This is a genomic window from Streptomyces sp. NBC_00104 (genome assembly GCF_045160825.1).
Lineage (GTDB): Bacteria > Actinomycetota > Actinomycetes > Streptomycetales > Streptomycetaceae > Streptomyces.
The window spans coordinates 6,940,874-6,955,471 of the sequence record NZ_CP108215.1 but is presented as its reverse complement, the minus strand read 5'-3'; the positions used below and the strand labels follow the sequence as shown (position 1 = coordinate 6,955,471).

Here is a 14,598-nt window from a genome sequence, read left to right as displayed (position 1 = left end):
GGCGGTCACGATGGACGCATGACGGATCACCAGCACGCGGCAGCGGAGCCGGGCCCCGGCTCGGGTCCGGACGCCCTGCGGCCCACCACCGGGCCGCAGGACGCCGTGCCCCCACCGGGCACGGGGACGGAGGAGCCGCGCGCGCACGGGGACGCGGGCACGCACCCGCACCGGGACGCGGGGAAGCGGGCGGGGGCGCGGACGCACACGCGCGCGGGTGCGCCCGCGGAACAAGCGGCGGGCACCGACCCGCCAGGAGCTGCGGGCCGCCCCGCCTCCGACGCGGCAGCCCCGCCCACCCCCGGCGCGACGGGGCAACCCACCCCCGACGATCCGGCCGGCCGGGGCCCCGCCGCCCCGCACAGGTTCCGCCGTGACCGACGGTTCAAAATGCTGGGCGGTGTCTGCGCCGGGCTCGGGCGGCAGTGCGACATGGACCCGGTGATCTTCCGGGTGGTGCTCGCGGTCCTCTCCGCGACCGGCGGCTTCGGCCTCATCTTCTACGGCTTCGCCTGGCTGTTCGTGCCGTACGACGACGAGGAGGAGAACGAGGTACGCAAGCTGCTGACCGGCCGGGTCGACGGCCAGGCCCTCGCGGCGGTGCTCTTCGCGCTGGTCGGCTGCGGCGTCTTCCTCACCTTACTGAGCAACACCACCGTCCTGACCTTCTCCGTGGTCGTCTCCCTGCTCCTGGCCGGCGCGGGGTACTGGTCGCGGCACCGCGGCGCGCCCGACCCCGATCCCCTGGCCGCGCAGGCCGTGGCCGACGCCCCGCCGGAGGCCCAGGCGCCGCCCGTGGCCTCCGCCTACCCGTCCTGGTGGCGCGACCCGATAGTCAAGGACGGCACCCATGTGGGCGGCACGGGCTATCTCTGGGGGCCGTGGGAGAGCCGCGACCGGGACATGGCGGCGGCCGTCAACATCGCCCGGGGTGTGCCGCCCTCCCGCCAGGACATACGTTCCGTGCGCCCACCGAAGCCGCGCGGCCCGCGCTGGACAGGCGGCTGGATCTTCCTGCTCGCGCTGCTCGTCGGCGGCATCGGCACCGGCGCGACCTGGGAGGACCGCCCTCTGGCAGCCAGCCTGCAGACCGGACTCGCCTGCGCGCTGACCGTGTTCGGCCTGGGCATAGCCCTGAGCGCCTTCCTCGGTCGTACGGGAGCGGGATCGATCTTCCTGGCCGTGGTCACGGCGGGACTCCTGGCGTGCACGGCGGCGCTCCCGGCGAACATCACCACCGACTGGGCCCGCACGGAGTGGACACCGCGGAACGCGGAGAGCGTGGCGGCCCGGTACGAGCTGGGGACCGGCGTCGCCACGCTGGACCTGTCCAAGGTGGACATACCGAAGGGAGAGACGCTGACCACGAGCGTGGAGGTGGGCGCGGGCAAGGCGAGGGTGGTCGTTCCACCGGGCGTCACCGTGCGGCTCGACGTAGAAGTGGGCCTCGGTGACCTCCAGTTGCCGGGTGACGGCAAGGAGGACCTGGACATGGCACCGGACAGGAGCGATCAGCTGACGCTCGCCCCCGCAAAGGGATCGACCAGCGGCGGCACGCTCACCATCGACCTCGAAGTCGGTCTGGGACAGGCGGAGGTGGCCCGTGCTGCGTCATGACTTCCGGCCCGGGAAGCTCGTCGCCGGCCTCTTCCTCACCGCCGCCGGTGTCGTGTACCTCGGCGATGCGGGAAATGCCTGGCAGACACCTTGGTTCGTCGTGATACCGCTCGTCGTCGGGGGGCTGTGTCTGGCAGGAGCGGTGGCTTCTCTGAACCATGCGATAGGAGGGCGACGGGTGGCCGGGCGGACGGGGACAGCGGGGCCGATGGGACCGCCGGGGGCGACCGGGGCGGGGGCGACCAGGGCCGCGGGGCCGACAGGCACGGCAGGCACGGCAGGCACGGCAGGGTCGGCAGGGTCGGCAGGGTCGGCAGGGTCGGCCCATGCAGAGGAAACAGAGAGACCGAGAGGGGCAGCGGGGTGAGCGGGAGCGGCCGGGCAAGGGGATGAGCGGGAGCGGTCGGGCAAGGGGATGAGCGGGAGCGGTCGGGAAGCGGGATGAGCGGGAGCAGCCGGGCAAGAGGGGTGGGCGGGGAGCGGTCGGAAAGGTGGGGCGCGGGGCGCCGGCTGCCGAAGAGGCGCGGCGCGCAACGCCGGAGGACCGGGCGGGTGTTGGCAGGCAGGGCAGGGCGAGCAGGGCGGTGTCTCAGGAAGGGGCCGGGTCATAGGTCGGGCGACGGGTCGGCGCCCGGTTCGGTCCGGCAGTGCGTTGGGCTCAGGCAGTACCGACCAGGTATCCCGCGGCTGAGCCGACCTCGGGACGTGCGTCTGGGCTGCGCCCCGGAGCGTACGTCCGGGCTGCGCCCCGGGGCCGCCCGGGCCATGCGCACATGGGGGTCAGCGCTGCGCCACCGCCTCCAGCCGTGCCTGTCGCCCAGGGACACCAAGGGGCGGTCACCAAGGGGCGGTCACCAAGACTCGCCTCAGCCTGCGCGGCAGGACCGTCCGCTCGGCGGCGGGCTCCGACCGACACCCGTACTCGCGGCGTCCTGACAGATCACCCCAGCCGGCCGGGCCGGAGGCCAAAGGCCGCGGTCGGGGTGCTCTGGGGGCTCAGCGGTAGGCGCCCGCGCGATGCCTGCTGACGCCGTGGCGGCGGGAGCGGATGGCCGCGTCCACCGAGAGGACCGGGGCGCCGGCGAGGATCAGGGGGATCCAGGCCATGAGGTAGGGGAGGTCGTTGCCGTAGTAGTACGGGGATGCCGACCAGCTGACTGTCAGCCAGAGGCTGAGGGAGATCAGGGCGCCGCCGAGGGCAGCGAGGCGGGAGAGGAGGCCGAGGAGGGTGCCGATGCCGACGGCGAGTTCACCGATGGCGATGGCGTAGCCGAAGCCGACGGGGTTGTTCAGGGCCATGTCGATCAGGGCCGGGATGGCGGAGGAGTCGCGGGCGGCGCTCATCATGTCGCCGATGGAGCCGGAGCCGGAGGACGCCATGAACGCGCTGTCGGTGAGTTTGTCCAGGCCGGCGTAGATGAAGGTGACGGCGAGGAAGACGCGTAGGGGCAGCAGGGCGTAGCGGGTGGCGGTGTCCCGCCATTCGGGGCCGCCGTTGAAGTAGGGGGTGGGGGAGTCCGTGCGAGTGTCGTGAGTCATGGTCTGCGCCGCCTCTTGTCCGCCGTGCCGTTGACCCCTCAACAGACGATACGTTCGCAAGGGTGGGGGCGCTCAATGGTTCGGGCGTGTTTTTCCGGGTCGGGGTGCCTTGTCGGGGTCTGACCGTGGCCTCGGGTGCCCCTCCCGCTCCGCCCCTTTCCCGCCCCGCAGCCCCTACCCGCCCCGTCGCATCCCGCCCGTCCCAAAGGCCCCGGCAGGGGCTCCGGCCGGGGCTCCGGCCGGGGCTCCGGCCGGGGCTCCGGCCGGCCGGTGGTCGCTCAGTCCGCTGAGACCTCGATGGTGTAGCGGTTGGTTTCGACGCCGGCCGCGGTGACGACCTGGACCTCGACCTTGCCGGGTTCGACGTCGGCGGGGACGGGGGCGGTGAGGACGGAGTCGGTGGGGTTGCTGAAGCCGCCGGCGACGGGGACGAGGGGGACGTGGACGTGGACGGGACCGATGCGGACGACCATGCGGGAGAGGCGGTCGGCGGTCTGGGCGCCGGGCGGGACGAAGCCGGCGCCGCGGATCTCGATGTCGTCGCCGTTGCGGATGGGGGCGTCGAGGTCGCCGGCCTCGCGGGCGCGGACGACGGAGAGGATGACGGGGCGGCCGCCCTCGGCGTACTTGCCGGCGACGTAGGTGGCCGCGGAGACCAGGACGAGGAGGGCCAGGCCCCAGGGGAGGTCGGGGAGTTGGTCGGGGCGGCGGGCCAGGCGGACCGCCGCGAAGGCCAGGGCGACGCCGCAGATGATCACGTACTGGATGTCCGTGAAGCTGCCTCGGCCCGAGTCGTCGGTGAGGAGGTCGGCGGCGCGCGGGCGGTGGGCGGGGACCTTCTGGAGACGTTGGGAGAGGACGCGGAGGCCGACCACACGGCGGACCAGGACCGCGATGCCGCAGACGACGGCCAGGACGGTCACGACGCCCGCGCCGCGGGCGAGGTCGAGCCCGGCGATGAGGGCGTCGCGTTCGCGGTGGTCGGAGGCGGCGGCCAGGCGGCCGACGAGGACGAGGACCGCGAAGACGACGAAGAGCACCCAGCCGGCCGCGACGGCACGGGAGGTGGAGAGGCGGTTGTCCTCGCCGATGACCGGGGCGAGCGCGCCGCCGCGTGCCCGGTGCAGATATCCGGCGCCCGTCAGCGCAGCGGCCACCAGCAGGGCGGCGAGCAGACCGGCGGTACGGGCGACCGTCCAGCCCGCGCCGATCGCGGTGAGGGACTGGACGAGGAGGAGGGTCACGACGGCGGCCCAGACGACGATCGCCGTGCGCAGCCACAGACGGGCGATCCAGGCCTCGCCCTCGACGCGGCCGCGTTCGGCGACGAGGGCCGCGGACTGGGTGAGTTCGTCGGAGACCCACTGCCGGGAGGCGGACGCGGAGTGCGCGACAGCCGCCGGCAGCCCCTGCCCGGACGCGAACTCCTCCCGCTTCAGCAGGAACTCGGCGACCGCACGCCGGTGTCCCGCGCGCGCCCCGTGCGGGCAGCCCCCGCACATGCACCCACCGTCATGGGCTCCCGCACCCATGCCGCCTCTCGCCTCCTGCACCGCCACGCCCGAGCCCGCCTTCCCGCGCCGCGTCCGCCTCGGCATTCGCCGCCGTAGTCATTGCTGTCGTCATTGCTTCGTCATTGCTGTTGTCATTGCTGTTGTCATAGCCGTCGTCGTCAGGTGCTGTCGTCGACGGCTACTTCAGCGCCTTCGGCAGCGCCGTGATCGGCACCGCCGTGGACGCCCTCGCAAGTCGCCGGGGGTCGTATGTACGTCCGCTCACTACCACAGCCGTGCGGCCGTACAACTGCCCTGCGATGACAGCGAATTGTGCCGTACGGAACACGGTCCGCGTCCGGCAGGTCCACTCCGTGCAAGGGAAGCGTGGGGTGAAGTCCCGGTGCCCGTGTTGACCCGGCTGCGAGAATCTCCCCATGGCCGAGATCATCCAGCGGGACGGGTCCTGGGCCTTCGACGGCAACACGGTCCGGATCACCCCGGGCCTGCACCGTTCCGTGGCGCTGTTCCGGCAGACGTACGGGGAGATCGCGGTGCCCCTGGAGGAGACCTGTGGGGCAGCACCCGCCGCGACCTCCTGACCGCCCTCGTCGCCACGGCGGTCACGGCGCGGCTTCCCCATCCGTCGACTCGGGCGACCGGCCATGCGGACCGGTCCCGGACGGCCGGGACCGTGCCCTCCACCGCCCCGCCGTCGGCCGCCGACCACCATGACATCCTCCTGCGCCGTCTCCGCGAGCTGGGCGACCTGCACCGCGACGGCGTCCTCACGGACGAGGAGTTCGCAGCGACGAAGGCAGCGGTGCTTCGCGACTTCTGAGTGACATCAGCGCCCCCGAAGGGGCGCGGGAACCGCGCGACCAGCCACGACGAACTCGCGGCCGGCCAACGCCGGAACACACACCGAACACACGTCGAACACACGTCGAACACACGTCGAATGAGCGACGCCAAGAAGGAGACTCCAAGAAGGAGACTCCGAGGAGAAGCGCTCAGCTCAGCAGATCCGGCTCACTCCGGCTGATGTCCTGCCACAGCGGCTGATAGTTGATCCACGCCACCAGATCGCCGCCCGCCTGCTCCCGCGTCGCCACGGCCAGCCGGTGTTCGATCAACAGCGGCCGCCCCGCCGCCTTCGCGGTGAGCTGCACCTGAGCCGAGCGTTCCATCGACAGGAACCACCACGCCGCAGCGTCGACCGAGTCGCCGACCGTCAGGAGGCCGTGGTTGCGCAGCACCAGCGCCTTGCGGCTGCCGAGCACGCCGGCGATGCGGCGGCCCTCGTCCGCGTCCACCGCGACACCCGTGTAGTGGTCGTAGAGCGCCTGGTCCTCGTAGAACGCGCAGGACTCCTGGGTGATCGGGTCCAGCAGGTCGCCGAGCGCGGCCAGCGCGCGGCCGTGCACGGAGTGGCAGTGGGCGACCGCGACGACGTCGGGGCGGGCGGCGTGCACCTGGGCGTGGACGGTGAAGGCGGCCTGGTTCACGTGGTAGCGGCCCTCGATCACCTGGCCGTCCTGGTTGGCGAGGACCAGGTCACTCACCGTGACGTGCTGGAACGGCATCCCGAACGGGTTGACCCAGAAACAGTCGCTGAACTCCGGGTCGCGCGCGGTGATGTGCCCCGAGACGCCCTCCTCGAACCCCATTCGCCCGAAGATCCGCAGGGCCCCGGCCAGCCGTTCCTTGCGGTGCCGCCGCTCGTCCTCCGCCGACTCGTGCATCGGCGGCATGGCGAACCGGAGCTGGTCGGTGGGTAGGGGCAGGGGCGGTGTGGGCCCGTGCATGTGTCCTCCAGACTGACTTCCTTTACGAAGCGGAAGTTACCGTCGGTCCCCCACGCAGAACAGGTCCGTTCGGTGAAGAGAGTGCGCAACCGTTACGCAAGTCACAGAAGCACGCCAGGTCGCGCACCGCCCACGCGGGTCGGGTCGTTCGTCGTACGTCGCTCGGGGTAACCGGACCGTGCTTGTCGGGTATCCGCGCGAGACTCGACGTATGCCGGAGAATCTTTCGAACTGGGGCGCGTTCGTCGCCGCCGAACCCGAGCTCGCACAGACTGTCGAGGCGCGCTTCGGCGCCTTCACCCATCACGTGCTCGCCACCCTCCGCAGGGACGGGTCCCCGCGGACGACCGGGCTGGAGGTCCGGTTCGCGAAGGGGGAGCTGTGGCTGGGGATGATGCCCGACTCGTTCAAGGCGCTCGATCTGCGCCGCGATCCCCGTTTCTCGCTGCAGGCCAACCCCGGCCCCGGCACGGGGATGGGCGGTGGTGACGTACGCGTGAGCGGCCGGGCGGTCGAGGTCGACGACCCGGCGGTGAAGGCCGCGTACGGCGCCGAGGGCGAGGAGAGCGGAGACGAGAGCGGCGGGAAGAGCGGCGGGAAGAGCGAAGAGGTGGAACCGCCGGAGCCGTTCCACCTCTTCCGCACCGAGCTGACGGAGGTCGTACGGACCTACGTCGAGGACGACAAGTATCTGGTCGTCCAGGTCTGGAAGCCCGGAGAGCCGGTGCGGGCTCTCAAACGGACCTGAGACTCAAGCCTGCGACTCCAGCGGACCTGAGACCAAGCGGGGTCTACTCCCACTCGATGGTGCCCGGCGGCTTCGACGTCACATCGAGGACCACGCGGTTGACGTCCGCGACCTCGTTGGTGATGCGGGTCGAGATCTTCGCGAGGACCTCGTACGGCAGCCGGGACCAGTCGGCGGTCATGGCGTCCTCGGAGGAGACGGGGCGCAGGACGATGGGGTGGCCGTAGGTGCGGCCGTCGCCCTGGACGCCGACGCTGCGGACGTCGGCGAGGAGGACCACCGGGCACTGCCAGATGTCCCGGTCGAGACCGGCGGCCGTCAGCTCCTCACGGGCGATGGCGTCGGCGTCGCGGAGCAGGTCGAGGCGGTCCTTGGTGACCTCACCGACGATCCGGATGCCGAGCCCGGGGCCCGGGAAGGGCTGGCGCTGGACGATCTCCTCCGGGAGCCCGAGCTCCTGGCCGACCATCCGGACCTCGTCCTTGAAGAGCTTGCGGAGCGGCTCGATCAGCTTGAATTCGAGGTCTTCCGGCAGGCCGCCCACGTTGTGGTGGGACTTGATGTTGGCCGTGCCGGTGCCGCCGCCGGACTCGACGACGTCCGGGTAGAGGGTGCCCTGGACGAGGAACGCGACCTCGGGGCCCTCGTCGGCGATGATCTCCGCCTGGGCCTGCTCGAACACGCGGATGAACTCGCGGCCGATGATCTTCCGCTTCTGCTCGGGGTCGGAGACCCCGGCCAGCGCCTTCAGGAACCGCTCCTCCGCGTCCACGACCTTCAGCTGGACGCCGGTCGCGGCGACGAAGTCCTTCTCGACCTGCTCGGTCTCGTTCTTGCGCATCAGACCGTGGTCGACGTACACGCAGGTCAGCTGGGAGCCGATGGCCTTCTGCACGAGGGCCGCGGCGACCGCGGAGTCCACGCCGCCGGAGAGGCCGCAGATCGCGCGCTTGTCGCCGACCAGCTCGCGGATGGCCTCGACCTGCTCCTCGATGACGTTGCCCGTGGTCCAGCTCGGGGTGATGCCCGCGCCCCGGTAGAGGAAGTGCTCCAGGACCTGCTGGCCGTGCGTGGAGTGCATGACCTCCGGGTGGTACTGGACGCCGTACAGCTTCTTCTCGTCGTTCTCGAAGGCGGCGACCGGTACGACGTCGGTGGAGCCCGTGACGGTGAAGCCCTCGGGGGCGGCGGAGCAGGCGTCGCCGTGGGACATCCAGACCGACTGCTCGTCGGGGGTGCCCTCGAAGAGGGTGCTGCCGGGCTTGGAGACATGCAGGGGCGTACGGCCGTACTCGCGCGCACCCGTGTTGTCGACGGTGCCGCCGAGGGTGGTGGCCATCAGCTGGAAGCCGTAGCACATGCCGAAGACGGGGACGCCGGCCTCGAAGAGCGCGCGGTCGAGACGGGGGGCGCCCTCGGCGTAGACCGAGGAGGGGCCGCCGGAGAGGATGATCGCCGCCGGGTTCTTGGCGAGCATCTCGGCGACCGGCATGGTGCTCGGCACGATCTCGCTGTACACCCGGGCCTCGCGGACCCGTCGGGCGATGAGCTGGGCGTACTGGGCGCCGAAGTCGACGACCAGGACGGTGTCGGGAGCGGCGGCAGCGGGGTTCGCTGATGACACGGGGTGCCTTCCGGCGGTGGGGCGGGGGTCTGTGTGGCCGAGTCTACCGGGGTGCGCTCTCGCGGAGTGGGCCACTGGAGGCTCCGCCCCCAGACCCCCGATGTCGGTTGGAGGGAACGGCACGAAAAGGCGCCCCCGCTCAGGCATGGCATACTGACCCCCATGCTCACGCACCCGACCTTCGTCTTTACCTATGGCAACCGGCCCACCGGCTGCCATGGTCGTGCTGCTTGAGCCACTGACAAGCGACTTCCCCAGGCGCCCCGGGCCGACAAGGTCCGGGGCGTCTGGCGTTTTCCGGGTCTTGCCGCTCCGGGGTCTCTTTCGACTTCCGACGAGGAGCCCTCTATGACCGCCATCGACATGACCGCCATCGACGTGACCGGTGCCCGTACGTCCGAGGCCGCCGACGTGATCACCGGTGCCCGTGAGCGCATCGACGCGCTGGACGACCGGATCATCGGCCTGATCCAGGAACGGGTGGCGGTCTCCGCCGTGGTCCAGGAGGCGCGGATGGAGTCCGGCGGCCGGCGCGTGAACCTGTCGCGCGAGATGGAGATCCTCGCCCACTACAGGGACGCCCTCGGCAAGCCCGGCACCGCGCTCGCCATGACCCTGCTGGAGCTGTGCCGGGGGCGCATCTGACCGGTGCACGTAAGTACGCCTGCCCTCTCACCCGTACGGCGCGTGACCGTCGCGCGACACGCTTCGTTGGTGTCGGTGTCCGCGCCAGCCAGGTGCGGGCCCGAAAGAACCACGCGTGGCTCCGCTGGAGCGATGAGGCGTACGGATCGTGCCGTGCGCCGTGGGACCTCGCTCCAGGTTGGTGACCGGACGGCAGGGGACAGCAGCCCGGTCACTCAAGAGAACGGTCGGCTCCGGGGACGCCCGGGGCCGGCCGGCGGAATCTGTTCAAGGGTGGCCGGAACGGTGGCGGAGGCCGTTGCCCACCCTCACGAAGCGGAACAGACCGCCACCAACCGCCCAGGGTCGGCAGCTCTCGACCCCAGTGCACGCCCCCTCGTGCGCCGACCCCAGATCCACGTTCCTCCGAGAGATCCACGTTCCTCCGAGCCGGCGGCGCACTCCCCCGGGCGCCGCTTCGAGGCACCGGCGCTGCCCTGACGTCGGTGCTGACGCAGAGGGGCCCCGCGACATCCGTCTCGCGGGGCCCTTCGTCACGTCGAGTCCGCTCAGCCGGCGGCCTTCTCCAGCTTCGCGACCTGCGCGTCCAGGATCTCGTCCGGCACCTCGGCCTTGTCCGCGTCGAGCATGTTCATCGAGTAGAACCCGATGAGCGTCGAGCCGCTGCGCACCACCGTGAAGGACATCGGGATCTTCGCCCCCTCAATGTCGCCCTTCAGCTTGTACGCGACGGCCTCGTCGCCCTGCTCGGGCGCGGCGAGGGTCTCGATGTCGGTGTACTTGTTGCCGACGTGCTCGTACCCGGTGCAGCTCTCCGTCGCCTTGCGCAGGTCCGCCATCACCTTCTCGGCATCGCTCTGCTCGTGCGCGGCGAGGGCGAGGGAGATGACGCTCGCGGAGAGTTCGTCCTCCGAGGTGACGGTGCGTCCGGTGCGGGCCTTCGCCTGCGGGTCGGAGGTGAAGAAGAACATGTTCGCGAGGGGCTGGCAGGCGGCCGGCTGCGCGGGGACGGTCTCGGCGGGCATGTCCTCCGCGGGCAGGTCGGCGATCTTGTAGCCCTTGACGTCACCCTTCGCGAGGGCGGCTTCCTTCAGCTGGGCCTCGGTCAGCGCGGTCTTCCCGGCCGCGTCCTGATCGTTCTTCGCGTCCCCGTCGGCCGAGGCGCTGCCGGCGACCGACGGCTTCGTCTCCGCGTCCTTGCCCTCGTCGCCGCCCCCACCGCACGCCGCGGTGAATCCCAGCGTGGCCACGACCGAGACGGCCACCGCCGCCCGCGACATCTTCGACTTCATGTCCCCCACCCTCACGACGTTCACTTCATGCCTCACAGGAGCCCCATAGGCCCCACCGAACACGTATGTGACCGCGCGGCACACCCGTTCGTTGTGCCACCCCCGCCACATTTACATGTGACTCACGTCACACGAAAAAACTGTCATCGCAAGGGCAACCCTTCGCCCCACTCGCCGGTCACACCTGGCACACGAGAGAAGGACCCGCGCTCGGAGGGGGGTGCGGGTCCTTCTCCGCTGTCATGGTGGTGACGGCCACCGCTACTGGGGTTGCTGTGACGGTCGCGGCGGGACCGTCGGCACCGGTACCAGCGGCAGCCGCAGCGCGCCGAAGGCGTCCGCCGGGACCGCCGGGTGCAGGGGCTCCACCGGGCGGAGGCGTTCGTAGGCCGCGCCGGGGGCCGGGCGGTGGTCGGGCTCGCCGTTGTTGGGCCAGTACGACATCGCGCGCTCGGCCTGGGCCGTGATGGTCAGGGACGGGTTCACGCCCAGGTTCGCGGAGACGGCGGCGCCGTCGACGACGGAGATCCCTGGGTGGCCGTACAGCCGGTGGTACGGGTCGATGACGCCGTCGGCCGCCGTGGCGCCGATGGGGCAGCCGCCGAGGAAGTGCGCGGTGAGCGGGGTGCCCATCAGCTCGCCCACGTTGCTGCCGGCGAAGCCGTTGATCTCGGCGGCGATGGTGGAGGCGGCCGTCGAAGCGGCCTCGATCTGCTTGGGATTGGGCGCGCCGTGGCCCTGACGTGCCGTCAACAGGCCCTTGCCCGGGCCCTTCGTCTTCAGGTGCGTCGACAGGGAGTTGTCCAGGGACTGCATCACCAGGCCGATGATGGTCCGCTCCGACCAGCGGCGGTTGGAGAGGGAACGGGCCATCTGCAGGGGGTGCTTGGCGGCGTACGCCAGCCAGCCGAGGATGCGCGAGGCGTCCGACGCGGTGCCGCCCGCGTACGGGACCTGGAGGATCGACAGGCCGCCCATCGCGTTGGAGCCCCTGCCGTAGCGGACCGGCTCGATGTGGGTGTTCTCGTCCGGGTGGATGGAGGAGGTGATCGCCACGCCCCGGGTGAAGTCGACCTCGGGCACACCGTGCGCCTTGCGGTAGCGGCGGTTGTCGGTCTGGGCGCCGACCAGGGCCTCCGAGTTGGTCCGGGTCAGCATGCCCAACCGGTCCGAGATGTGCGGCAGTTGCCCGTTGGACTTCATACGGTGCAGCAGTGTCTGGGTGCCGTAGGTGCCGGCCGCGAGGACGACCCGGCGGGCCTTCAGCACCCGGGACTCACCCTTGCGGCGCTCGTCGGTCGGGAGGGTCGTGACGGCGTAGCCGCCCTGCGAGTCCTCGGTGAGGGCGACGACCGTGGTCATCGGGTGGACGACCGCGCCCGCCTTCTCGGCGAGGTAGAGGTAGTTCTCGTTGAGGGTGTTCTTCGCGCCGTGGCGGCAGCCGGTCATGCACTCGCCGCACTCGGTGCAGGCGTTGCGGGCGGGGCCCGCGCCGCCGAAGTAGGGGTCCGCCGCCTGTTCGCCGGGGGCGGCCTTCGCCTTGCCGTCGGCGTCCTCGCCGTCGCCGAAGAAGACGCCGACCGGGGCGAGGTGGAAGCTGTCGCCGACGCCCATCCGCTCGGCGGCGGCCTTCAGATGCACGTCCGACGGGGTCATCGTCGGGTTGAGCCGTACGCCGAGCATGCGACGGGCCTGGTCGTAGTACGGCTTCAGCTCCTCCTGCCAGTCGGTGATGTCCTTCCACTGCGGGTCCTCGAAGAACGGTTGCGGCGGTACGTAGAGGGTGTTGGCGTAGTTGAGGGAGCCGCCGCCCACCCCGGCTCCGGCCAGCACCATGACGTTGCCCAGCAGGTGGATGCGCTGGATGCCGTAGAGCCCGAGTCCGGGCGCCCACAGGTAGCTCTTGAGGTCCCAGGAGTTCTTGGGGAGGGTGGCGCGGGTGAAGCGGCGGCCCGCTTCGAGGACGCCGACCCGGTAGCCCTTCTCCGTGAGACGGAGGGCGGTCACCGAACCGCCGAAGCCGGAGCCGACGACGATGACGTCGTAGTCGTACGACACTTGTTCTCCTCGTTGAGAACGGTCCTTGTCTGCGGGCCGTATGTGGTTGCTCGCGCTCAGGCGGCGGAGCCGCATATCGATACAGCCCCGCGCCCCTGAAAGACCTGGCCTAACGCAGCCGGAGTGCCTTCATCGCCCTCAGGCTGCGGCTCATGAACTGGGCGTACTTCTCGTCGTCCATCCCCAGGGACGGGGCCATGGGCAGCAGGCGCTGCTGGGCGACCGTCTGGGCCTCGGTGTACTTGAGGATGCCCTCGGAGCCGTGGCGGCGGCCGAGGCCGGAGTCCTTCATGCCGCCCATGGGGGACTGGACGCTGCCGTAGGCGGAGGCGTAGCCCTCGTTGACGTTGACCGTGCCGGCGCGCACACGGGAGGCGACCTCGCGGCCGCGGCGGCCGTCCTTGGTCCAGACGGAGGCGTTGAGGCCGTACGCGGTGGAGTTGGCCTCCGCGATGGCCGCGTCCTCGTCCTTGAAGCGGTAGATGGAGACGACCGGGCCGAAGGTCTCCTCCGTGCAGACGGACATGGGCTCCGAGACGCCGTCGAGGATGGTCGGCTCGTAGAAGTAGGGGCCGATGTCGGGGCGGGCCACGCCGCCCGCGACGACCTTCGCGCCCTTCGCCACGGCCTCGTCGACATGGCGGGTGACGGTCTCCAGCTGGCGTTCGCCGACGAGGGAGCCCATCTCGGCGCCGTACGCGAGGGACTTGCCGAGGCGCATGGCCTTGGTGCGGGCGGCGAAGCGCTCCAGGAAGGCGTCGGCGACGGACTCGTGGACGTACAACCGCTCGATGGATATGCAGAGCTGGCCGGCGGAGGAGAAGCAGGCGCGGACGGCGCCCGCCGCCGCCTTCTCTATGTCGGCGTCCTGAAGGACCAGCATCGCGTTCTTGCCGCCGAGTTCGAGGGAGACGCCGACGAGACGGGCGGCGGCGCCCTGGGCGACCTCGCGGCCGGTACGGGTGGAGCCGGTGAAGGAGACGTAGTCGGCGTGCCTGACGACCTCGGGGCCGATGACGGGGCCCTCACCGAGGACGACCTGGAAGACCTCGGCGGGCAGACCGGCCTCGATGAGCAGGTCGCGGGCCCACAGGGCGGTCAGGCAGGTCTCCGTGTCGGGCTTCATCACGACGGCGTTGCCCGCGACGAAGGCGGGGATCGCGTCGCCGACCGAGAGTTCGAGCGGGTAGTTCCAGGGGGCGATCTGGCCGATCACACCGCGCGGGTGGCGGAGTTCGGTGACCTTGGTGAGGGTCGGTACGGCGCCGGTGTGCCGCTTCGGCTTCAGATAGAACGGGGCCTTGCGGCCGTAGTGGCGGGCGGCGACCGCGACGGCCTGGACCTCCTCGTGGGCGTGCAGACGGGCTTTGCCGGTCTCCAGCTGGATGAGGTCGAGCACCTCGGCCTGGCGCTCCAGCACCAGATCGTGGAAGCGGAGGAGTACGGCGGCGCGCTCGCGCACGGGCCGCTGGGCCCAGACGGCCTGGGCGGCACGGGCCCGCTCGTAGGCCTTCTCCACATCCTCGGGTGTGGACTCCGGCAGGTCGGCCAGCTTCTCGCCGGTGAACGGCGTGTGGTTGGCGGTCCGGCCGGAGCCGACCACGCCCTTGGTGAGCTGGGCGACCAGTTCGGGGGTGACCACGTCGGCTGCGGTACGGGCGCTCTGCGGTGCTGCCGCGAGGGGGTTGGTGCCGGTCGTCCGTGCCGTGCCGGTCTTTTCGGGGGCCTGCGAGTCCGTCATGACGCGCAGGGTATTCCGGACCGGACGACTTTG

Annotated in this window: 10 protein-coding genes and 1 pseudogene; 4 read left to right on the top strand and 7 right to left on the bottom strand. The window is 71.2% G+C overall.

The genetic code is table 11. The annotated features are described in order from the left end of the window. The first annotated feature begins 18 nt into the window (after positions 1-18). Complete coding sequence (locus tag OG272_RS30620; protein WP_405895292.1) at positions 19-1,617, top strand: PspC domain-containing protein; 1,599 nt, start codon at positions 19-21, stop codon at positions 1,615-1,617. Between the two features lie 996 nt (positions 1,618-2,613). Here the strand turns inward: OG272_RS30620 and OG272_RS30615 are convergent. Next, positions 2,614-3,156 (bottom strand): DoxX family protein, encoded by a 543-nt coding sequence (locus tag OG272_RS30615; protein WP_326578464.1) that lies wholly within the window; start codon positions 3,154-3,156, stop codon positions 2,614-2,616. 278 nt (positions 3,157-3,434) lie between these two features. Further along, a complete protein-coding gene (locus OG272_RS30610) occupies positions 3,435-4,688 on the bottom strand; it encodes a hypothetical protein (protein WP_326578466.1) in 1,254 nt (417 codons plus the stop codon). Positions 4,689-5,086: 398 nt separating this feature from the next. On the opposite strand from OG272_RS30610, the pseudogene OG272_RS30605 reads away from it, so the two are divergent. Next, a pseudogene (locus OG272_RS30605) lies at positions 5,087-5,490 on the top strand (SHOCT domain-containing protein). A gap of 172 nt (positions 5,491-5,662) precedes the next feature. Here the strand turns inward: OG272_RS30605 and OG272_RS30600 are convergent. After that, positions 5,663-6,457 carry a class II aldolase/adducin family protein gene (locus tag OG272_RS30600; RefSeq protein ID WP_326578468.1) on the bottom strand — a complete coding sequence of 265 codons (795 nt, stop codon included), beginning with the start codon at positions 6,455-6,457 and terminating at the stop codon, positions 5,663-5,665. A gap of 211 nt (positions 6,458-6,668) precedes the next feature. Between OG272_RS30600 and OG272_RS30595 the strand changes: the two genes are divergently transcribed. Continuing rightward, positions 6,669-7,205 carry a pyridoxamine 5'-phosphate oxidase family protein gene (locus OG272_RS30595; RefSeq protein WP_327728133.1) on the top strand — a complete coding sequence of 179 codons (537 nt, stop codon included), beginning with the start codon at positions 6,669-6,671 and terminating at the stop codon, positions 7,203-7,205. 43 nt (positions 7,206-7,248) lie between these two features. Here the strand turns inward: OG272_RS30595 and guaA are convergent, their stop codons facing one another. Next, positions 7,249-8,829, bottom strand: a complete 1,581-nt coding sequence (gene guaA / locus OG272_RS30590; protein WP_326578472.1) for a glutamine-hydrolyzing GMP synthase — start codon at positions 8,827-8,829, stop codon at positions 7,249-7,251. Positions 8,830-9,177: 348 nt separating this feature from the next. Here guaA and OG272_RS30585 point away from each other — a divergent pair, with 348 nt between their 5' ends. Further along, complete coding sequence (locus OG272_RS30585; RefSeq protein ID WP_326578474.1) at positions 9,178-9,474, top strand: chorismate mutase; 297 nt, start codon at positions 9,178-9,180, stop codon at positions 9,472-9,474. Between the two features lie 548 nt (positions 9,475-10,022). On the opposite strand, the gene OG272_RS30580 is transcribed toward OG272_RS30585, so the two are convergent. From OG272_RS30580 to OG272_RS30570, 3 genes are all read right to left on the bottom strand, one after another. Beyond that, positions 10,023-10,766, bottom strand: a complete 744-nt coding sequence (locus OG272_RS30580) for a hypothetical protein (RefSeq protein ID WP_327728134.1) — start codon at positions 10,764-10,766, stop codon at positions 10,023-10,025. Positions 10,767-11,027: 261 nt separating this feature from the next. After that, a complete protein-coding gene (locus tag OG272_RS30575; protein ID WP_405895291.1) occupies positions 11,028-12,824 on the bottom strand; it encodes a GMC oxidoreductase in 1,797 nt (598 codons plus the stop codon). 109 nt (positions 12,825-12,933) lie between these two features. Continuing rightward, positions 12,934-14,565, bottom strand: coding sequence for a succinic semialdehyde dehydrogenase (locus OG272_RS30570; protein ID WP_327728136.1), 1,632 nt, complete (start codon positions 14,563-14,565; stop codon positions 12,934-12,936). Positions 14,566-14,598: the final 33 nt, after the last annotated feature.

What these genes read in the sequence shown, in the direction of transcription:
- OG272_RS30620 (WP_405895292.1), top strand. Translation starts at nt 19, where the DNA reads ATGACGGATCACCAGCACGCGGCAGCGGAGCCGGGCCCCGGCTCGGGT.
- OG272_RS30615 (WP_326578464.1), bottom strand. Translation starts at nt 3,156, where the DNA reads ATGACTCACGACACTCGCACGGACTCCCCCACCCCCTACTTCAACGGC.
- OG272_RS30610 (WP_326578466.1), bottom strand. Translation starts at nt 4,688, where the DNA reads ATGGGTGCGGGAGCCCATGACGGTGGGTGCATGTGCGGGGGCTGCCCG.
- OG272_RS30600 (WP_326578468.1), bottom strand. Translation starts at nt 6,457, where the DNA reads ATGCACGGGCCCACACCGCCCCTGCCCCTACCCACCGACCAGCTCCGG.
- OG272_RS30595 (WP_327728133.1), top strand. Translation starts at nt 6,669, where the DNA reads ATGCCGGAGAATCTTTCGAACTGGGGCGCGTTCGTCGCCGCCGAACCC.
- OG272_RS30585 (WP_326578474.1), top strand. Translation starts at nt 9,178, where the DNA reads ATGACCGCCATCGACATGACCGCCATCGACGTGACCGGTGCCCGTACG.
- OG272_RS30580 (WP_327728134.1), bottom strand. Translation starts at nt 10,766, where the DNA reads ATGAAGTCGAAGATGTCGCGGGCGGCGGTGGCCGTCTCGGTCGTGGCC.
- OG272_RS30570 (WP_327728136.1), bottom strand. Translation starts at nt 14,565, where the DNA reads ATGACGGACTCGCAGGCCCCCGAAAAGACCGGCACGGCACGGACGACC.